The organism is Mucilaginibacter sp. UYNi724 (assembly GCF_054057495.1).
Map to the genome: position 1 here is coordinate 47,857 of NZ_JBSRZI010000003.1, position 19,561 is coordinate 67,417.

18 protein-coding genes are annotated in these 19,561 nt (G+C 43.4%); 15 read left to right on the forward strand and 3 right to left on the reverse strand.

The window, feature by feature from the left end:
* Nucleotides 1–5 precede the first annotated feature (5 nt).
* Together ACVW0P_RS05490 and ACVW0P_RS05495 are read left to right on the forward strand one after the other, a co-directional pair.
* Nucleotides 6–755: a DUF4397 domain-containing protein gene (locus ACVW0P_RS05490; protein WP_457131191.1), complete on the forward strand. Its 750-nt coding sequence runs from the start codon at nt 6–8 to the stop codon at nt 753–755.
* Nucleotides 756–804: 49 nt separating this feature from the next.
* A complete protein-coding gene (locus tag ACVW0P_RS05495; protein ID WP_457131192.1) occupies nt 805–1,458 on the forward strand; it encodes a DedA family protein in 654 nt (217 codons plus the stop codon).
* Here ACVW0P_RS05495 and ACVW0P_RS05500 read toward each other — a convergent pair.
* Nucleotides 1,455–2,420: a zinc dependent phospholipase C family protein gene (locus ACVW0P_RS05500; RefSeq protein ID WP_457131193.1), complete on the reverse strand. Its 966-nt coding sequence runs from the start codon at nt 2,418–2,420 to the stop codon at nt 1,455–1,457. The genes ACVW0P_RS05495 and ACVW0P_RS05500 overlap by 4 nt on opposite strands.
* Nucleotides 2,421–2,737: 317 nt before the next feature.
* On the opposite strand from ACVW0P_RS05500, the gene rpsT reads away from it, so the two are divergent.
* From rpsT to ACVW0P_RS05520, 4 genes are all read left to right on the forward strand, one after another.
* On the forward strand, nt 2,738–2,992 hold the full coding sequence (rpsT, locus tag ACVW0P_RS05505) for a 30S ribosomal protein S20 (protein ID WP_354429388.1): 255 nt from the start codon (nt 2,738–2,740) through the stop codon (nt 2,990–2,992).
* 347 nt (nt 2,993–3,339) lie between these two features.
* Nucleotides 3,340–4,038, forward strand: a complete 699-nt coding sequence (gene radC, locus ACVW0P_RS05510; RefSeq protein WP_457131194.1) for a RadC family protein — start codon at nt 3,340–3,342, stop codon at nt 4,036–4,038.
* Nucleotides 4,039–4,058: 20 nt separating this feature from the next.
* Nucleotides 4,059–4,706 carry an SGNH/GDSL hydrolase family protein gene (locus ACVW0P_RS05515; RefSeq protein WP_457131195.1) on the forward strand — a complete coding sequence of 216 codons (648 nt, stop codon included), beginning with the start codon at nt 4,059–4,061 and terminating at the stop codon, nt 4,704–4,706.
* A 90-nt stretch (nt 4,707–4,796) separates the two neighbouring features.
* Nucleotides 4,797–5,036, forward strand: a complete 240-nt coding sequence (locus ACVW0P_RS05520) for a hypothetical protein (RefSeq protein WP_354429394.1) — start codon at nt 4,797–4,799, stop codon at nt 5,034–5,036.
* Nucleotides 5,037–5,644: 608 nt separating this feature from the next.
* On the opposite strand, the gene ACVW0P_RS05525 is transcribed toward ACVW0P_RS05520, so the two are convergent.
* On the reverse strand, nt 5,645–5,845 hold the full coding sequence (locus ACVW0P_RS05525; RefSeq protein WP_457131196.1) for a hypothetical protein: 201 nt from the start codon (nt 5,843–5,845) through the stop codon (nt 5,645–5,647).
* Between the two features lie 42 nt (nt 5,846–5,887).
* Here ACVW0P_RS05525 and pheT point away from each other — a divergent pair, with 42 nt between their 5' ends.
* From pheT to ACVW0P_RS05550, 5 genes are all read left to right on the forward strand, one after another.
* On the forward strand, nt 5,888–8,290 hold the full coding sequence (gene pheT / locus ACVW0P_RS05530) for a phenylalanine--tRNA ligase subunit beta (RefSeq protein WP_457131197.1): 2,403 nt from the start codon (nt 5,888–5,890) through the stop codon (nt 8,288–8,290).
* 111 nt (nt 8,291–8,401) lie between these two features.
* Complete coding sequence (locus ACVW0P_RS05535; protein WP_252756349.1) at nt 8,402–8,692, forward strand: hypothetical protein; 291 nt, start codon at nt 8,402–8,404, stop codon at nt 8,690–8,692.
* Nucleotides 8,693–8,713: 21 nt separating this feature from the next.
* Nucleotides 8,714–9,007: a cell division protein ZapA gene (locus ACVW0P_RS05540; RefSeq protein WP_121246295.1), complete on the forward strand. Its 294-nt coding sequence runs from the start codon at nt 8,714–8,716 to the stop codon at nt 9,005–9,007.
* A 223-nt stretch (nt 9,008–9,230) separates the two neighbouring features.
* Nucleotides 9,231–10,796: a ribonuclease Y gene (gene rny, locus ACVW0P_RS05545; RefSeq protein WP_457131198.1), complete on the forward strand. Its 1,566-nt coding sequence runs from the start codon at nt 9,231–9,233 to the stop codon at nt 10,794–10,796.
* Between the two features lie 55 nt (nt 10,797–10,851).
* The gene (locus ACVW0P_RS05550; RefSeq protein WP_457131199.1) at nt 10,852–11,388 is read left to right on the forward strand and encodes an Mpo1 family 2-hydroxy fatty acid dioxygenase; all 537 of its coding nucleotides are present in this window, start codon (nt 10,852–10,854) and stop codon (nt 11,386–11,388) included.
* Nucleotides 11,389–11,586: 198 nt separating this feature from the next.
* On the opposite strand, the gene ACVW0P_RS05555 is transcribed toward ACVW0P_RS05550, so the two are convergent.
* A complete protein-coding gene (locus ACVW0P_RS05555) occupies nt 11,587–13,341 on the reverse strand; it encodes a lysophospholipid acyltransferase family protein (RefSeq protein ID WP_457131200.1) in 1,755 nt (584 codons plus the stop codon).
* A 62-nt stretch (nt 13,342–13,403) separates the two neighbouring features.
* Here ACVW0P_RS05555 and ACVW0P_RS05560 point away from each other — a divergent pair, with 62 nt between their 5' ends.
* The 4 genes from ACVW0P_RS05560 to ACVW0P_RS05575 all read left to right on the forward strand — a co-directional run bounded on the left by ACVW0P_RS05560 (nt 13,404) and on the right by ACVW0P_RS05575 (nt 19,473).
* A complete protein-coding gene (locus ACVW0P_RS05560) occupies nt 13,404–14,237 on the forward strand; it encodes a helix-hairpin-helix domain-containing protein (protein ID WP_457131201.1) in 834 nt (277 codons plus the stop codon).
* The gene (locus tag ACVW0P_RS05565) at nt 14,234–14,761 is read left to right on the forward strand and encodes an adenine phosphoribosyltransferase (protein WP_457131202.1); all 528 of its coding nucleotides are present in this window, start codon (nt 14,234–14,236) and stop codon (nt 14,759–14,761) included. The genes ACVW0P_RS05560 and ACVW0P_RS05565 overlap by 4 nt, the downstream gene beginning before the upstream one ends.
* 248 nt (nt 14,762–15,009) lie before the next feature.
* The gene (locus ACVW0P_RS05570) at nt 15,010–17,469 is read left to right on the forward strand and encodes a glycoside hydrolase family 31 protein (RefSeq protein WP_457131203.1); all 2,460 of its coding nucleotides are present in this window, start codon (nt 15,010–15,012) and stop codon (nt 17,467–17,469) included.
* Nucleotides 17,470–17,853: 384 nt separating this feature from the next.
* A complete protein-coding gene (locus ACVW0P_RS05575) occupies nt 17,854–19,473 on the forward strand; it encodes a DUF6377 domain-containing protein (RefSeq protein WP_457131204.1) in 1,620 nt (539 codons plus the stop codon).
* The last annotated feature ends 88 nt before the right edge of the window (nt 19,474–19,561 follow it).

The window sequence follows — 19,561 nt, forward strand, 5'->3', positions numbered from 1 at the left end:
TAACGATGATTAACAAAAATAAAAGCGGCGTACTATTGAGCCTTGCCTTGTTTGTAACGGTGATAATGATATTGCCGTTAATACAATCTTGCAGTAAAACAGGGGTAAATGCCAGCAGCGGTCAAAATGCCAGATTGCAAATAGTTAATTTAAGCCCGGATATACAACCTTTCAACCTATATGCTTTCTTTATAAAGCAGGGTACAGGCGCATATTATTATCCTAACGCATCCGGATATTTTTTAATAAATACCGTTGATATCCCATTGCAGATCCGCACGGCAATAACTACAAATGGTATAAACCCAACCAATTTGCTTACTCTGACTGATACGTTGAAACCCGGGATACCATACACCTGGTTTGTAACCGGTATAAGAAAAGATAGCTCGCTTACCTCAATATTAACAGTTGATACAGGCAGTACACCGCCTAATGGGCGCGGCAAAATACGGTTTGTAAACGCATCACCGAAGCCTTCTAACATGAATTTGACCCTTAACGATACTATCGCCTTTAAAAATATTCCTTACAAAACCGTAACCAACTATACTGAGGTAACAGCGGGGAGTTATAATATTAATGTTTCAGCAACTTCAACCCCTAAAATAGTGTTGGCGCCTATAAGTAAATACAATGTGTCTGATGGTAAATTGTACACCGTTTATTTTTACGGGCTAACCAGCAGTACCGATAGCACTAAATACAATGCAAATGTTTTGTTAAACTCGTTACCGATAGGTACAAAATATTAAAGGTTGGCTATCCGTAATATCTTTCTATTTTTGCTAAAATTTTACAGCCTTGGAATTTATACACAGCATAATCGACTTTATATTACACATTGATAAGCATTTGGTGCAGATAACCAGCGAATACCAAAACTGGACCTACCTCATCCTTTTCATTATCATATTTGCCGAAACCGGTTTTGTTGTAACACCGTTCCTCCCCGGCGATTCGTTGCTGTTTGCTGCGGGTGCGCTGATAGCTGGCGGTAAATCGGGCCTTGATATATACCTGCTTACCGTTATCCTGATCATTGCTGCCATTAGCGGCAATACCGTAAATTACCTTTTGGGTAAATTTTTAGGGCCAAAAGTTTTTAAAGAGAAAAATAAAATTTTAAAGCTTAGCTACTACCTGCAAACCAAAGCTTTTTTTGATAAACATGGCGGTAAGGCGGTTATTTTTAGTCGTTTTGTGCCGATAATACGTACGGTTGCACCGTTTGTAGCCGGAGTGGGGCACATGCCATTTACCCGTTACACATTGTACAACGTAGCGGGTGGTGTATCCTGGATCCTAATCTTCCTCTTCTGCGGATTTTGGTTTGGTAAGGTGCCGTTTATAGAAAAGAATTTCTCGCTGGTGGCTATTATTATCATCCTGGTATCGGTTATTCCTGCTGTGTACGCTTTGCTAAAAAGCAAGTTTAGTAAAAAAGAAGCGATTTAATAATTGTTGACTGGTAGCACTTTCCCCGCTTTATACAAGGCCTCTTCTTTATCTATCTTTTGCCTGGCATCTTTGGTTAATGGCTTTGAAATGAGTTTATCCAGGTCGGGCTGGCCCGCATCCACCCATGCCGAAAACCAATAACTGCCCACGCTTAGGATGCTTGCCCGCATTTGCCTTTGCACCATGCCCCTTAACAGCCTGTGGTATGCCCTGCTGTAGGCTACCGAGTATGCTTTAACCTTGCGGGTGCCGCGTTGCTCCATAACGTATTTATGGGCGGCAGGGAAGGTCTTAGTCAGTACCCGCTCTACCCTAAGTACCGTATCTACGCTTTTGAAAGAAGCCCGGCAGATTTTAAAAGCCTCGGCAAGCGGGTTGTTGATGTATTTTGCCTTGCCCACGTTGTAGTTGTAACCATTACTAAAAAGCTCCGGCAGTCGGCTTTCCCAAAGGGTGTGGATGCCTTCCTGATTGGTTAGCTGTCCGTCGTAGTTTTGGGTAAGGTGCAGGGGCGTATGCGCGTCAGAAATGTAATGCGCCAGGTTTGCCGACGAGATAAGGATCGCCAAAGTGTCTCTCGCTTTAAAGGCTTTTACCAACCAGTAATAGTTTGATTGGATGGCCCAGGGAACGGTGCCGTATTTGTTTAGCGTATCGCTGGTGTACTTCGCGGCGGCATCTATCCAGCGTTGCGGCATATCCCGAAAAGGCTGCTTGCCGTAATGGTCGGCGTCGAAAAAATGATGGGGTGCCTCCGTACTGTCTACGTAACGCTTTTTATCGGCGCTTACAGCGTGTTCTGTAATGAAGCTGATATTTACCCTGTAAAATCCCGCCATCCCCTTAGGGAGCGTAAAAACGGCAAGCCTGTTAACGCGGTAATGCGCAAAAAAGCCCCACGACGCGCAAGTGATGATCGTTATTACACCGATGATGCAGGTGAGGAAGATGCGCTTCATTTAGTTGAGCCTGAATTTACCAGGTTTTAGAATTTACAGGATGTGCTAAAGTAGCTGAATTATTACAGGCATTAAAATTATTTCAACTTTGAATGTAATGCTAACATATGTCTGTCCGTCCGTTTACCTGCCCGGATTACGTGGACAAGGCGGACAGACCCAACCACATTAAACCTTCGGATAGCAGTCGAATGAAATAAATGAACATTGCCTTATTTATCCACAATTGAAAAATAACTTAAATACGCTTGCATATTTAAAAATGTGTACCTATATTTGCAACCTCAAAATAAAGAAAAGAATAACAAAGCTATACGATGGCAAATCATAAATCATCCATAAAAAGAATCAGGTCAAATGCTGCGAAGCGTCTGCGTAACAGGTATCAGGCAAAAACCACCAGAAACGCTATTAAAAAATTAAGAGGTACTACAACTAAGGTTGATGCTACTCCTTTATTGTCGAAAGTGATTTCAATGTTAGATCGTTTGGCTAAAAAGAACGTTATTCACAAAAACAAAGCTTCGAACAACAAATCAAAGCTTACTAAATTTGTAAACGCTTTAAGCTAATAGCTTAATTTAATAATATTTAAAAGGGATAGTGCTTGCGCATTATCCCTTTTTTTGTTGAGGTAGATTTTCTGCTGATGAGTTTACTCACCCCGGGTTCGCTGCGCTGCCCGACCCTCTCTGCTGCGCAAAGATGGTGAGAAAAAAGAAAATCAAAAAGTTTCACTCTTACCCAGTAAAAATGGGATAGGATGAGTCTGCTTTAACCCTCTTTCCGCCGCAGGGGAAGAGAGAGAGTCGCGCACGTAGTGCCGCGGGGTGAGTAAAATTGGCGCTTGGTTGGTTAAATCATTCCTTTTTTATCGATCTATTTTTTTCTATTTTAGTTGTTTAGAAACCTACCCCCTGTGGAAGACTACCCCAATAAAATAAGTATTAAAAGCTGGGCCGAAGAAGACCGACCGCGCGAAAAGCTGAGTGGGCAGGGCCGCCGTGCCCTCACCGATGCAGAACTGATTGCCATACTGATTGGCAGCGGCAGCCGCGACGAAAGCGCGGTTGAACTAAGCAAACGCATCCTGCACCATTACGAGAACGACCTTAATAAGCTTGGCAAGGCAAGCATTGGCGAGTTGTGTAAGTTTAAAGGAATAGGCGAGGCTAAGGCGATATCTATTATAGCTGCGCTTGAAATAGGACGGCGCAGGGGCGATACCGAAATTAAAGTATTGGATGAAGTAAAAAGCAGCCGCGATGGCTACAACATTATGCGCCGCCATTTGTTAGATTTAAACCACGAGGAGTTTTGGATCATGCTGATTGGGCGTTCAAGTAAAGTACTGGCTAAAGAACTGGTAAGTAAAGGTGGCTTAAGCGGTACCGTTGCCGACCCTAAGATCATCTTTCACATGGCGTTGCAGCACCAGGCAAGTGCCATTATCATGGTGCACAACCATCCCTCGGGTAATTTAAAACCAAGCCGTGAAGACCTGGTACTTACTAAAAAAATAGCCGACGCAGGCCGTATGCTGGATATTAACGTGCTGGATCACCTTATTATAACCGATAGCGGGTATTTTAGCTTTGGGGATGAAGGGCTGCTATGATCTGATAAAAACCAATATCAATGAAAACCAAGATCTGTTTGTTATTTGTGATGATGCTTGTAGCTGTCAGCTGCGCAAAAAACGACGGTTTGGCAGATGGCAAAGCAATTGTTGCCTGGGGCGATAGCCTTACATTTGGTGTAAAAGGAGGGGAGAGCTACCCCAAAGAGTTGCAGCGCCTTACGGGTATACGCATAATCAATAAAGGGGTTAGCGGCGCCAAGAGCAATACTATAGCTGCCGAAATGGTAAAAAGTAGCGACCTTTATCAGTATCCTATCATAATTTGGGTGGGTAGAAATAATTTCAGGTACCCCGAACAGGTTAAGGCAGATATTGCTTTAATGATAAGTAAGCTGAAGCATCAGCATTACCTGGTATTAAGTATTCTTAATAAAAACACCCCCGATGAACTTAAAGGCGGTAAGTCTTACGCCATTCTCGCCGGTCTTAATAACTATTTGGATGAAACATACGGCAATCATTTTGTAGATGTGCGCTCATATCTGATAGGCAGTTACAACACCGGCAGCAGTAGCGACCTAATGAGTTACGATGCAGATGTTGCGCCAGCCTCGTTAAGGATAGATGACTTGCACCTTAATGCCAAAGGGTACGACCTGGTGGCTCAAAAAGTGTATGAAAAGTTTGATATCCTCACAAAATAATATCTTTTTTTTAAGCTAATTTAGTTTAATTGCCAAAACAAGTGTTAGCGTAGGGTGTTCTATCTAAACAAAACTTAAAAACTATAAACTATGATAAATTCACCAGAAGAACAAGACGACCAATTGCAACAAGACGACCAATTGAGCCAAATAGAAAACGAAGATCAGGTGAGCCAGCAGGATGTGCATGGCAATGGCTTTGATAACACCAACGAAGATATTGGCGAAACTGATGAAACCGATCAGGCTAACCAAGCTTACAGTGCCGCAGAGCCCTCATACACCCTTAACCTGGATGATGATGACAGCAGCACCAGCGATGATGAGTAAGTAACCAGTGTTTTGTCCGTACCGTTCGGTAACGATAGTATCCGAACGGTACGGACAAAATGCTTGTGGGTTTGTCCGCCATGTTCGGGATGCTCGCACAGGTAAACGGACGGACAGGATGTACCACATTGTTCTATCTGTACTCGATATTAACAACCCTTCTACCAATACAGACTGCTTAGGCGTCAAACTTTTACCTCTTCGCTTTTTTATCCCATAGCCATTTACTGCCATTCTTTTTTTGCTGATAAAAGATATAAACCCGCGGTTTTATATAATACCCCTCCCTTACTATATTTATATATACATATAAAATTAGATGGCTGTACAGTTTAGTCCTTAGATGATTGGGTTGGGAGATACAAATGTACGCATAATTGTTTGATTATCAAAATCTTGTCAAAAAAAAGCATGGAGGAAATCTTGCCCGTCCGCTTAGGGGGGCGAACAAAGCGAACAAGAAGATGTGCAGGCTTAAAGTGTCCGTCCGTCTGGGGGAGCGACACTATGCGGCCATGTGCGGCCAATCAGATATAAAAGCTTAAGGTGTCCGCTTTATGTTCGTAACTTCCGGTACAGGAAACAGACGGACAAAAAACTTAACCCAACTAAACCTGATAGGGGCGGATACCTGCCTTGTGGCTAAGGCCTGTGCAGTATAAGCGCATAGCAGGGCTGCCGGGCAATAGCAGCAGCAGCGTTGGTTTACCAATTGTCCGGATGCTGTCGCCGATGTTGGTACAGGTAAACGGACGGACAGCGGATTGCCTAAAAAAGGTATATCTAAAATCGTAAATCTGAAATCTCAAATCAAAACAAATCCTATCTTTGCCGATTATCATTCTGCTATAATGAAGATATCGTATAACTGGCTAAAAGAATTTATTGATACAGATAAAACCCCTGCGGAATTATCTACCATACTTACAGGTACCGGTTTAGAGGTAGAGAGCCTGGAGAAGGTGCAGGCTATCCCCGGCGGTTTAGAAGGCCTGGTGATAGGCTATGTTAAAGAATGCGCAGACCATGCTAACTCCGACCACCTGCACGTTACCAAGGTAGATGTAGGCACGGGCGAAGACCTGCAAATTGTTTGCGGCGCGCATAATGTTGCCGCAGGGCAAAAGGTAGTGGTGGCAACCGTGGGTACAACCATTTACCCAACCGTTGGCGAGCCGTTCAGCATTAAAAAATCGAAGATAAGGGGTGAAGTATCCGAAGGGATGATATGTGCCGAGGATGAAATAGGCTTAGGCCACGACCATGCCGGTATTATGGTGCTTGATGCCGGTGTTGCCGTAGGCACATTAGCTAAAGACTACTTTAAGCTGAACGACGATTACATGTACGAGATAGGCCTTACCCCAAACCGTGCCGATGCGGCATCGCACCTGGGTACGGCAAGGGATATTGCAGCCTTCCTGAAACTTGGCATTAAAAAGCCCGATGTGAGCGCCTTTAAGGTGGACAGCACCGATAGCCCTATACAGGTTGTTGTAGAGAACGAAACTGCTGCACCAAGGTATTCGGGTTTAACTATATCGGGCATAAAGGTAGGCGAGTCGCCAGGTTGGTTAAAAGAGCGTTTAGCCGTGATAGGCGTGCGCAGCATTAACAACGTGGTAGACGTTACCAACTATGTACTGCACGAACTTGGGCAACCCCTGCACGCTTTTGATGCCGCTGCTATAACAGGCAACCAGGTTATTGTAAAAAATGTAGCAGAAGGAACTGTATTTAAAACGCTGGATGATATTGACCGCAAGCTAAGCGCCGACGACCTGATGATATGCAATGCCGACGAGCCCATGTGTATTGCCGGTGTGTTTGGCGGTGCAAAAAGCGGCGTAAGCGAAAGTACTACAGAGATCTTTTTAGAAAGCGCATATTTCAACGCCGTAGCGGTGCGTAAAACATCAAAAAGGTTTGGGTTAAGGACAGATGCCTCGTTCCGTTTTGAACGCGGTACAGATCCGGATATGACCGTGTTTGCCCTTAAACGCGCGGCCTTGCTGATCCAGCAGGTAGCGGGTGGTAAGGTAACGTCTGATATATTTGACCATTATCCGCAGCCGGTAGCGGCGTTTGCTGTCGGGACCACTTATAACACCATAGACAGGCTGATAGGCAAAGCCATTGGCAACGACACCATCAAAAGCATTATTACCGCTTTAGATATCAAGATTGTTAACGAAACAGCCGAAGGTCTATCGCTCGAAGTGCCCCCTTACCGTGTGGATGTAACCCGAGATGTGGATGTGGTGGAAGAGATACTACGTATTTATGGGTACAACAATATCGAGATCCCTACACAAATCAGGGCATCGCTGAATAACTCCATCCGCCCCGAAAAAGATACCGTGCAAAACGTAATTGCCGATTTGCTTAGCGCGAACGGCTTTAATGAAATGCTGGCAAACTCGCTTACCAAATTAAGCTACTCGGATAACCCGGATGCAGCCGTGAAGATAGTGAACCCGCTAAGCAGCGATCTGGATGCGATGCGCCAAACCCTGTTATACTCGGGGCTGGAGGCCATTGCCTACAACCAAAACCGCCGCAGCGCCGATCTTAAATTTTACGAGTTTGGCAAGGTGTACAGCACCAAAGAGGATAAGTATATTGAAACCCAGCGTTTCAGTGTGTTCATCACCGGTGCCGGCACCAACGAGCAATGGAACCTGAAGCAAAAGCCGGTAACGTTTTATAATTTAAAGGCTGTTGTTGATGGCATCCTTAAGCGCCTTAAAATAACCGACGTGGTTGTAGAAGATAGCACTTGCAGCAAGCTTGCCTTTGGCTTACAGTATATGCTGAACGGCAAGCAACTGGTTAAATTTGGGCAGGTAGGCTCTAACGCTTTAAAGAAAGTTGATGTAGATAAGGAAGTATTTTATGCCGATTTCAACTTCGACGTGGTGCTTAACGCAGTGCGTAAGAATGTGATCGTTTACCAGGAGGTATCTAAGTTCCCGGCGGTGCGCAGGGATCTGAGTATGCTGGTAGATACGGCCGTAACTTTCGGCCAGTTGAAGCAGGTAGCCGGACGGACGGACAGGAAGCTGCTGAAAGAAGTGAATGTATTTGATGTTTACCAGGGCGATAAACTGCCGGCGGGCAAAAAATCGTACGCGTTAAGCTTTGTGCTGCAGGATACCGAAAAAACCTTAACAGATAAAGCAGTTGATGCCGTGATGCAGAAATTAATTTATAATTTAGGCAAAGAAGCAGGAGCGGAGATAAGAAGTAATTAGTGATTTAGCGATTGATTGAATTAGTGATTTAAAATAAAAGATCGGTAATTTAATACGTCGCAAATAAAAGCAATCACTAATTCACTAATTCAATAAATCACTAATTAAACAATGGCCTCAGTAGCAGAACAATTAAGTAAGGTTGTAGAAAAAACAGAGCGGTTAATTGAGCTTTGTGCTGCGTTGCAGGAAGAAAATGACCTGCTTAAACTGGAAAGTGAAGCATTAAACGTGGCTTTAAAAGCCAGTACAAACAAGACCAAGGACCTCGAAGAAAAGCTTCGTGTGTTAAAGCTGGCAAAGTCGTTTTCAGAAACAAATGAGAAAAGTGTTGACATTAAGCAAAAAATTAACGACTTTGTGCAGGAAATAGATAAGTGTATTGTATTGCTGAAGAAGTAATACAGAAAGTGAAAAGCTCAAATGGGAGAAATCTCAATAAAAATAAATATTGCTGACCGCGTTTACCCTTTAAAGGTGAACATGGAGGAAGAGGAAATTATAAGACGAGCAGCTAAGCTGATCAACGACCGTATAAAAGAATATCAGGAAAATTACGCGGTTAGGGATAAACAGGATCTGTTATCGATGTGTGTGCTGCATTATGCAACATCATCGTTAAAGGCAGATAAAAAAGTTACTACGGATGATACCGAGGTAGCAGAAAAGGTTTATCAACTGGATCACTTACTGAACGATTTTTTTTCGAAACAATAACGTTCTTACATATACAGAGCCATTAAGATTTAACCGCAGTTAAATTTTAAGTTTTCACTATTAAAAACTTAACGCTTCAATATCTTCGGATTACAAAGAGGCATGCGTTGATCGTGTATTTAACGGTAACCCGTGATCCACTCCATCCGACAAGAAGTTTTAACAATACATGATCACTTAGAAGTTTAGTTGCGGTTTTTTTATTTTATAACCTAAATAACCAATGAACATCATATTATACATCATTATTGGGCTGCTCGCGGGCATCCCAACAGGAATTGTCATAGGGCGTTTCCTGCTACGTAAACTCTTTAAAGACCAGGAAGTAAACGCTCAGAACAAGGTAAAAAAGATCTTGAAAGATGCTGAGAATAATGCCGAGATACTGAAAAAGAACCGCCAGCTTGAAGCAAAAGAGAAGTTTTTGCAGATGAAAGCCGAGCACGAGCAGGAAGTAAATGCTAAAAATAACGTATTAAACCAACGCGAGAACGGCATCAAACAAAAAGAGCAATCTTTTAACCAGAAGCTGGAGAACATGACCCGTAAAGAAACGGAAGTGGATAACGCGCGTAAAAAGCTGGAAACCCAAACCGATATCCTGGTGAAGAAACAGGAAGAGGTTGACATTCTTAAGAACCAGCACGTACAGCAGTTGGAAACCATTGCCGGTTTATCAGCAGATGAGGCACGTGATCAATTAGTGGATAACCTGCGCGAGGAAGCACGCAGCAAGGCTATGGCACAGATAAAGGATATTGTTGACGAAGCCAAGTTAACCGCTAACAAAGAGGCTAAAAAGATAGTTATTCAAACCATCCAGCGTACCGCTACAGAGAGCGCTATCGAGAATACGGTATCTATCTTCAACATCGAGAACGACGAGATCAAAGGTCGTATAATCGGTCGTGAAGGCCGTAACATCCGTGCGCTGGAAGCAGCAACCGGTATCGAAATTATTGTGGATGATACCCCCGAGGCGATTATTCTGTCAGGTTTCGACCCTGTCCGCCGCGAGATAGCCCGTCTGGCAATGCACCGCCTGGTAACGGACGGACGCATCCACCCCGCACGTATCGAAGAGGTTGTTGCCAAAACCAAAAAGCAAATAGAAGAAGAAATTGTTGAGATAGGCGAGCGTACCGTTATCGATCTGGGTATAACCGGGCTTCACCCCGAGCTGATCAGGATGGTAGGGCGTATGCGTTACCGCTCGTCATACGGGCAAAACCTGTTACAGCACTCGCGCGAGGTGGCCAACTTTTGTGCCACCATGGCAGCAGAATTGGGCTTGAACGTAAAGCTTGCTAAACGCGCAGGCTTACTGCACGATATTGGTAAAGTACCCGATGACAACCCCGAATTGCCACACGCTATTTTGGGTATGCAGCTTGCCGAAAAATATAAGGAACATCCTGAAGTGTGTAACGCCATTGGCGCCCACCACGATGAGGTGGAAATGACATCCATGCTATCGCCAATAATACAGGTTTGTGACGCTATATCAGGCGCAAGGCCGGGCGCAAGGCGCGAAGTGGTAGAAGGTTATATCAAGCGCTTAAAAGAGCTTGAGGAACTTGCATTATCATACCCCGGTGTGGAAAAAACATTTGCTATACAGGCAGGCCGTGAGTTACGTGTTGTGGTAGAAAGCGAAAAGATCAGTGATGCACAATCAGAGATCCTGGCAGCAGATATATCAAACCGCATCCAAACAGAAATGACCTACCCTGGTCAAATAAAGGTTACCGTTATAAGGGAAACCCGTTCGGTAGCGTTTGCCAAGTAATTAATAATAAGCTTATATAAGCCCTCTCTCACATAGGAGAGGGCTTTTTTGTTTTATGGGAAAGCAACATCCAAACACTAAAACCCCGCTTGTTAAACAGGCAGACCAACGCAAGATAGACGTTTATTTTAAGCGTTTAGATGCCAGCCATCAAAACCCAACAAACCAGCTGATGCATTATTTTTTTGTACCGCTGATGGTGCTGGGCATATTGGGGATGGCATGGGCTATCCCTTTCCCGCGTATTGGTTTTATAGGCAAATATAACGGTTATTTCAACTGGGCGTCATTCATCATCGCGTTCGGTATCTACTACTATTTAAAGTTATCGCCGTTGTTGTCGTACTTCGCGCTGTTTTTGTTCTTTGGGTTAAGCTATGGCATTATGCAGCTGGAAGTTTACGAAAAAGCGGGCGGTGCAGAGTTAAGCGTTATCAGCGTAGCCATCCTGATGATCTCTCTTGCGGGCCAGTACATCGGCGGCAAAATAGAAGGCAACGAGCAATCTTTTAATGACGATACCAAACTGGCGCACATAACCCCGCTATGGGTGTTTTACAAGCTTACCCAAAGGTTTGGATTAAGGTATTAAGATAATTATTGGTAAGGGTTTTCATTGCCGTCTGCTTTAGCTGACGGAATGTGAGATTGATGGGCATGGCTTCAGCCAACGGCAATGATTGATTGTCCGCTTTCTGTCTCATGGAAACAGTACTAAGAAACGGACGGACGGCAAAAGTTAAATGGGCAAATCAAAATCCAATAATTGATAAAATTTCTTCAATCCCGGTTACAGGTTCTTCCCTAATTTCTCCAGAATATCCTGCGGTACTTTCTCAAGGTCTAATACCAGGAAACCATCCAGGCAATCGGCAAATTTAGGGTCGATGTTAAAGCTGATGATATTGGCGTTTAGCATCAGGTACTGTCGAAGCAGCACGGGAACTTTCATGTTGTGCGTTTCCACTTCCGATATCAGGTTATCCAGGCCCTTAAAACTATCACCTGCCGACATCAACAGGTCAGTATCTATATTCTCAAAATTAACCTTGAACTTTTTGCGCGGTTTAACATACTGCGCCATCTCATGATCGAAATGGTTGCGGTTAATGTAATCCACAATAAGCGATTTGCTGAACTGCGAGAACGAATTGCTGATGCTCACCGGGCCTATCAGGTAGCGATAGCGAGGATTATCTATCACAAACTTCAGGATGCCTTTCCAAAGGAGGAACAGGGGCAAAGGTTTTAATTGGTATTCCTTACGGATCCACGAGCGGCCAAGCTCCAGGCTTTTCTTAAGCACGGGCGTAAACTGCTCTTTTATCTTAAATAGTTCGTTTATGTAAAAGCCTTTTTTACCAACGCCATAAAATATCTCGTCGCCAAGGCCTATGCGGTAGGCGCCTACAATGCGTTTAGCCTCAGTATCCCATATGAAAAGGTGATGGTAATAAATGTCGTATTCGTCAAGGTCGGTAGCTTTGTTTGTACCCTCACCAACCTCGCGGAAGGTTATCTCCCGCAGGCGGCCAATCTCACGTATCACCGTCGGGATCTGCGATGTAGGGGTGATGTAAACTTCGTAGTACTTCTCCGTCCAAACTTTGTAATTCTCGCGCAGGCCGTCAACCTCTTTCTCTAATTTGGCGGCAGATGTTTCGGGAACAATAGCCTCGGGCAGTTTCTTTATTTTGAACAGGTTGCGCGGGTTAAATAATTTCTTTTCTTCATCCAACCCTGCACCAAGGGCATAGGTTTTGGCACGAAGGAAGTTGAGGATCTTTGCGCTGTTATTGTTATCGGGGATATCCTCGATCTTAATAGGTTTGCCGATGCGCAGCTTAATGGTTTGCCCTTGTTTGTTAAATAGCTCTGATGGTAGCTTAGCTGTGCGCAGGGCGGGGTGTATCATGCTCAGCAGGTTGAATAACAATCCATTGTTGCCATGGAAGTAAATTGGCACTACAGGCACTTTGGCCTTGGCTATGATCTTACCCACAACAGGGTGCCAAAGGCGGTCAGTTATCTCCCTTTTTTCAAGCTTAAAAGTAGATACCTCCCCGGCAGGGAAAATACCGATAGGCGTGCCGTTATTGAGCAGTGCGAGTGTATTCTTTAATCCGCTGATACTGGATGAATGCTCCACATTCTCAAATGGATTTACAGCAATAAAGTAATCGCTTAGGTTAGGGATCTTCTTCAGCAAGAAGTTCGCCATTAACTTGGCATCAGGCCTTGCCATGGTCAGGATCTTCAACAGTATTAACCCTTCTATTCCACCGTAGGGGTGGTTTGCTATCGCGATAAAAGCGCCATCTTTTGGGATATGCCTCAGTTCACGCTCATCAAATTCTATTTCTATACCACAGCCTTTTAAAATGGCATCCACAAACTCGGGGCCTTGTTTAGGCTGGGCTTGCGCGAAAAGGTCGTTCACCTGGTTAATTTTCATCAGCTCCATCAACATAGATGCTAACCCGGGCATTTTTAAGGTGTCCAGTTTGGTGGCTTTGGCAAACTCTTCGGTGGTTATAATTTTCATGCTGTAATTAACACAATAAAAGTCTCAGAAATTATTAATTTAACGGCTTTGTAACCATCATAATGAAAACGCAGTTCAAAAATTACATATCCTTTACCAAAAAAGAATGGAACGGTATGGTTGTGCTGCTGTTATTGATTGCCGTTGTGCTGGCTGCGCCCTACGTTTATCAATGGTATCACAAAGATAGTACAATAAATGTTACTGAGTTTAATGCCGATCTTGCAGCGTTAAATCACGCCAATCCGCGACTTTTAAACGACTCTAAATTACCAAAAAACGACCTGTTTAAGTTCGATCCTAACACAATTTCGGCAGGTGACTGGCAACTGCTGGGCATTACCGCGAAACAGGCCGCCATCATCAAAAATTACGCAACAAAAGGCGGCAGGTTCCGCAAGGCCGAGGATTTACAAAAGATCTATGGCTTAACTAAGGTAGACTACGCTCGCCTCGCACCATTCATTGTCATCCCGGATGAAAAAGCACAGCCCAATGTTGTATTGGAACTGAATTCGGCAGATTCGGCAAAGTTAACCACCATTAACGGGATAGGAGGGGCGTATGCTAAACGAATCATTTACTATCGCGAGCGGCTTGGCGGATTTATCAGTAAAGAACAACTAAAAGAAGTATTTGGGATGGATAACCTTAAATACGACGAGATAAAAGGGCAGGTAAGGCTTGATACCGCCCGCATCCGTAAGATAAATATCAACACCATTTCTTTTGACAAGCTAAGGCTTATGCCATACTTAAACTACAAGCAGGTGAATGCCATAATTGAATATAGAAACCAGCACGGCAATTACGCCGCTATCAACGATTTGGAGAACATCGCCATTATAGATGCCAATATTTTGCGTAAAATTGAACCCTATATAATTTATAAATGATAGAGCAGCAGATCAAGACCGCTATCCGTGATATTCATGATTTCCCAAAACCGGGTATTATCTTTAAAGATATCACCCCGATACTGAAAGACCCGGAGCTTTGTACTAAAATAAACGATGCCTTTTTAGAGCAGATAAAAGATATGCAGATAGATGCCATTGCAGGGGTAGAAAGCCGCGGGTTTTTGTTCGGCCTGTCACTGGCCACTAAACTGGGTGTGCCTTTTATACCCGTTCGTAAAGCGGGTAAGCTGCCGCATACCGTTAACCAAAAGGTTTACGAATTGGAGTACGGCACTGCGACTATAGAGATACATACCGATGCCTTTAACCCGGGCGATCGCATCCTTATCCACGACGACCTGCTGGCAACCGGCGGCACCGTTACGGCCACCAGCGAACTGATCCAGGACATGGGCGGCATAGTTGCAGGCTTTAGTTTTGTTGTAGGTTTAAGCTTTTTAAAAGGCGTGGAAAAAATACGCCCTATTAGCGATAACATCATCGTATTGGCAGATTATTGATCTCCTGGCTTATACAGGCGTTAATATTTAGCCTTATATTTTTAGCCATTCAAACCTCCCAAAACCCTCTAATTTTAATAATTAGGGGGTTTTTAGTTTATAAAATATTTACGCCGATCTATATTAAGATGCAGCGTGGTAAATCTGTTTTAATTTCAGCAAATAATCCGGGGTAGGTACCAATACCCACCGGTATTAAACAGGCCTAAGCTGTTTAATAAACCTTTGCTAAACCGTTCGATAAAAACATGAAATTAAATCGTTGCATTGCCCTTGCCATAATTTTTACGGCTTGTGCCCAATTCTTATTTGCCCAAAGCCCTATAAAGCAGGTTGGCAAGGTAACCGCCGTGACCGTAAACAACCAGGATGTGGACATCACTACCGAAAATGCTTTTGTAAAGCTTACCGTGTACAGCCCTAATATTATAAGGGTGCGTATGGATAAGCAAAAACAGGCGGCAGATTTTTCGTACGCGGTAATTAGCGAACCCACAAAAACCAAGGTAAACATCAGCCAAAATAACGACGAGATAAACCTTACCACCGACTCGTTAAAGGTTAACATCCGCAAAAATCCTTACCAGGTAACCTTCAGCACACTTGCGGGCGAGGTAATTAACCAGGATGAAGCAGGTTTAACCACCTCATGGGTAAACGAATCCGTTACAACCTACAAGCACATGCAGGATAACGAGCACTTTATAGGCCTTGGTGAAAAAACAGGTCCGCTGGATAGGAAAGGAAATGCTTACACGCACTGGAATAGCGATACTTACGCTTACACAACGGGGCAGGATCCTATTTACTCCACTATTCCATTTTATATAGGGGTGCACCATAATGTGCAGTACGGGATCTTTTTTGATAACACCTGGCAATCTGATTTTAACTTCGGCGCCAGCAATAACAGGTTCTCATCATTTGGTGCCAAAGGTGGGGAGATGAACTACTACTTTGTTTACAACAGCCACATTGCCGATATAATCAAATCCTACACATCGCTTACGGGTTTAATGAAAATGCCACCGCTTTGGAGCCTTGGCTACCAGCAAAACCGCTACAGCTACTACCCCGAGGCGGAGGTGATGCGTATAGTACAAACCCTGCGCGAGAAAAAGATCCCGGCAGATGGTATTACATTAGATATTCACTACATGGATAAATACAAGGTATTTACCTGGGATGCCAACCGTTTCCCCGACCCAGCTGCCATGATCAAAAAGCTAAACAATACCGGCTTTAAGGTTACTTTGATTGTTGACCCTGGAATTAAGGAGGAAAAGGGCTACGGCGTTTATGAGCGTGGACTTAAAGAAGATATTTTTGCCAAGTACCCCGATGGTAGCAACTACACAGGCCAGGTTTGGCCTGGTTGGTGTAACTTCCCCGATTTTACAAACCCTAAAGGCCGCGCATGGTGGGGCAGCGAACTGAAGAAATATGCTGCCGAAGGCGTAAGCGGAATTTGGAACGATATGAACGAGTTTAGCACCTGGGGCCAAAAAGCGCCGGATAACATAATGTTCAATTACGAAGGTAAAATGGCGTCGCACCCGCAAATCCATAACGTGTATGGTTTGGAAATGATCCGTGCGAGTTATGAGGGTTTTAAGGCGGCGCGTGATAACAAGCGCCCGTTCATATTAACCCGTTCCGGCTATGCAGGTTTGCAACGTTACGCCGCTATTTGGACAGGTGACAACCGCGCCGAGAACGACCATATGCTGTTAGGCGTAAGGTTAATGAACAGCCTTGGTTTAAGCGGCGTTCCATTTGCCGGTATGGATATCGGCGGTTTTACCGGTGGTGCATCACCATCATTATACGCCCGCTGGATGCAGATCGGCGCATTTAACCCGTACATGCGTAACCACTCGGGTATCAACTCAAAAGCATCAGAGCCTTGGGCCTACGGCGAGGAGGTGTTAGAGATAACCCGTAACTATATTAACCTGCGTTACCGTTTACTGCCATACCTGTATTCGAGCTTTTACGATGCTACCCAAAGCGGCAGCCCAATTATGCGCTCGCTTACAATAGATTACACGCATGATGAGAACGTGTACAACGGCCAGTACGAAAACCAATACATGTTTGGTAAATCGTTTCTGGTGTTTCCGTTTGATGGGGTAACCAACTATGGTAAACTTTACTTCCCGGCAGGTAAATGGTACAATCTTTACAACGGCCAGGTGCAGCAGGGAAACCAAAAAGTGGCGATGGACCTGGGCATTTCTCAATTACCTGTTTATGTAAAAGAGAGTAGCATTATTCCAATGCAATCGCAGATCCAAACCACGGTTGAAAAACCTACAGACACCCTTTATGTACACATTTACAAAGGCGATGTAAATAACAGGTTTGTTTATTACGAAGACGACGGCGAAACCTTTAACTATGAAAAAGGCGAATTTTACAAGCGCGCCATCACTTATGATGCAGGTAAGAAAACCATCTCGTTTGCCAAAGTGGAAGGCTCCGGTAAATCTAAATTCAATAACATCAAATTGGTAATGCATGGTTTTGGCGATGGCGCTGCCATAAAACTAAACGGTAAGCAAACCAAGGCCGAAACCGGCTTTGAGGCGCTAATGGTTCCCATATCAAGATTTGACCCGACAGGTTTATCAAACCCTGTTGAAGGAGAAAAGGTAAAAACTTTACTGGTTAAAAACATAAGCGACCAGTTTAGCGTAAGCTATTAATTCTTAAAATCAGTATTTAGCGGTGGCCCGTGGACCAAAAATGGCCCTTGTCCGTAACCATTGTTAATAGTTTAAAGTCGCCGTATTAATAATGGGTTTTACGGAGTGCCATTTAAATAATTATCACTTAAGTAGCCAGCCCGTAGTTTATTAATAAGCTACAGGCTTTTTTGTTATCGTTTTAACAAAAATGGATGCTATGTCAAAAAAATGGCTGATTATTACTAATATTACGTTTAAGGAGAATTGCCAGTTAGCTTCTAAAACTGATCTTATAAGGAACGAATTAAGGATTAAATCATAGCAGATTAAATCCTTTTGCCGGCGATGGAATTTTAAGATTTAGTTTATAGTGTTAACTTTAATTCCCGTTAAGACCCTATTATGAAGTTTTTCCTGAGGTTTTTATTTGCTGTGCTGCTTGCGTATCCGGCCTTGTTGTTTGGCCAGGGTACAGATAGCCTGATAAACGAATTAAAAACAGAGATAGGCAGAAAGAATAGTTACGACGGTAAAAAACAACAGCGTATAGCCCTTCTGAAAAAACGGCAGCAAAACACTTTAAAGCTGAATTATAGCCAGCAATACGACCTCTGTGTAAAACTCTATGACGAGTATAAATCGTACCAGTACGATTCTGCTTATGTGTATGTAAATAAGATGAAAGATCTTAGCGTATCTATGAACGATATGTCGAGGGCCTATTATAGCCAAATTAAACTTGGCTTTATCCTGCTATCATCCGGCATGTTTAAAGAAACCTTCGATAGTATGCGCAAGGTGGACCCAAAAGTGCTTACCGATTCTATGAAGGTAGAATACTATTTTATTATGTACCGCTGTAACAGCGACCTGGCCAAATATAATAGCGATAGATACTTTACCCCGGACTACATTAAAGCCGGTTACGCTTACATTGATTCGGCCGTAAATCTGAGTAAACCGGGATCGGTGGACCGTATTTATTATACCGGCTTAAAACATGTTGCCGAAAATGATTTTGCCAGTGGCTCTAATGAGCTTAATAAGCTGATTGCACCAAATGCACCAATATCTATGCATTTACGTGCCATGATCACCTGTTCGTTAGGCATTATTTACCTTAATAGCGATAAACATAGCGAGGGGATAAACTTGCTGATACGATCGGCCATTGCAGATATTAAATCATCTACCAAAGAAACTGTAGCGCTGTTTACCCTTGCCGAGCAACTTTACAAAGCCGGCAATATTAAAGATGCTTATGCTTTTGTACAATTAGCTAAAGAAGACGCCGACTTTTATGGCGCAAGGCAACGCAAGATCCAGATAGGCGCTATTTTACCGTTAGTAGCTGCCGAAGAGTTAAACCACTCCGAAAAAGAAAAGCGTACGATATTGATGTATTTGCTGGCAATAACCGCCCTGGCATCGTTGGTTATCCTGTTTTTGGTAATGATCTACAAGCAATTGGGTAAACTGAAGCACAAGGAGCGCATTATCGAAGATCAAAACCTGCAGTTAAAGGATATTAATCATAAGCTGGGTGAGGATGCGCACATCAAAGAAGAATACATCGGCCAGTTCTTTAAAATCATATCCGGCTACATTTTAAAATTGGAGAAACTTAAGATGTCGGTAGATACAAAACTATCTATAAAAAAGTACGACGATATACGGCTGATCGTGAATGGCATCAATATAAAAAAAGAGCGGGAGGCGCTGTATTACAGCTTCGATCATATTTTCCTGAAGATATTCCCTAATTTCATATCCGTATTCAATTCGCAGTTTGAAGAGAAAGACCAGATATGGCCGCACGAGCACGAAGTGTTAAATACCGACCTGCGTATATTCGCCCTTATTCGTATGGGTATAAACGATAACGAAACCATAGCCAAGATCCTGGAATATTCGGTAAATACCATATATGTGTACAAAATGCGCATCAAGGCGAAAGCCAAAAACCCCGATCAATTTGAACAGCGTATAATGGACATTAAGGCTGTTGCAACCATAGAATAGTTGGGGTGCTCGATTGTATCATTCATGCTACTTTAAAAACTATATAAGTAACGTTTTGGCTATATATTATAAAAAAAAGGCTTAAAAT

Excerpts from the sequence above, each read along its gene's own strand:
- ACVW0P_RS05490 (WP_457131191.1), top strand. The coding sequence starts at position 6 with ATGATTAACAAAAATAAAAGCGGCGTACTATTGAGCCTTGCCTTGTTT.
- ACVW0P_RS05500 (WP_457131193.1), bottom strand. The coding sequence starts at position 2,420 with ATGAAGCGCATCTTCCTCACCTGCATCATCGGTGTAATAACGATCATC.
- rpsT (WP_354429388.1), top strand. The coding sequence starts at position 2,738 with ATGGCAAATCATAAATCATCCATAAAAAGAATCAGGTCAAATGCTGCG.
- ACVW0P_RS05515 (WP_457131195.1), top strand. The coding sequence starts at position 4,059 with ATGAAAACCAAGATCTGTTTGTTATTTGTGATGATGCTTGTAGCTGTC.
- ACVW0P_RS05520 (WP_354429394.1), top strand. The coding sequence starts at position 4,797 with ATGATAAATTCACCAGAAGAACAAGACGACCAATTGCAACAAGACGAC.
- pheT (WP_457131197.1), top strand. The coding sequence starts at position 5,888 with ATGAAGATATCGTATAACTGGCTAAAAGAATTTATTGATACAGATAAA.
- ACVW0P_RS05535 (WP_252756349.1), top strand. The coding sequence starts at position 8,402 with ATGGCCTCAGTAGCAGAACAATTAAGTAAGGTTGTAGAAAAAACAGAG.
- ACVW0P_RS05540 (WP_121246295.1), top strand. The coding sequence starts at position 8,714 with ATGGGAGAAATCTCAATAAAAATAAATATTGCTGACCGCGTTTACCCT.
- rny (WP_457131198.1), top strand. The coding sequence starts at position 9,231 with ATGAACATCATATTATACATCATTATTGGGCTGCTCGCGGGCATCCCA.
- ACVW0P_RS05550 (WP_457131199.1), top strand. The coding sequence starts at position 10,852 with ATGGGAAAGCAACATCCAAACACTAAAACCCCGCTTGTTAAACAGGCA.
- ACVW0P_RS05555 (WP_457131200.1), bottom strand. The coding sequence starts at position 13,341 with ATGAAAATTATAACCACCGAAGAGTTTGCCAAAGCCACCAAACTGGAC.
- ACVW0P_RS05560 (WP_457131201.1), top strand. The coding sequence starts at position 13,404 with ATGAAAACGCAGTTCAAAAATTACATATCCTTTACCAAAAAAGAATGG.
- ACVW0P_RS05565 (WP_457131202.1), top strand. The coding sequence starts at position 14,234 with ATGATAGAGCAGCAGATCAAGACCGCTATCCGTGATATTCATGATTTC.
- ACVW0P_RS05570 (WP_457131203.1), top strand. The coding sequence starts at position 15,010 with ATGAAATTAAATCGTTGCATTGCCCTTGCCATAATTTTTACGGCTTGT.
- ACVW0P_RS05575 (WP_457131204.1), top strand. The coding sequence starts at position 17,854 with ATGAAGTTTTTCCTGAGGTTTTTATTTGCTGTGCTGCTTGCGTATCCG.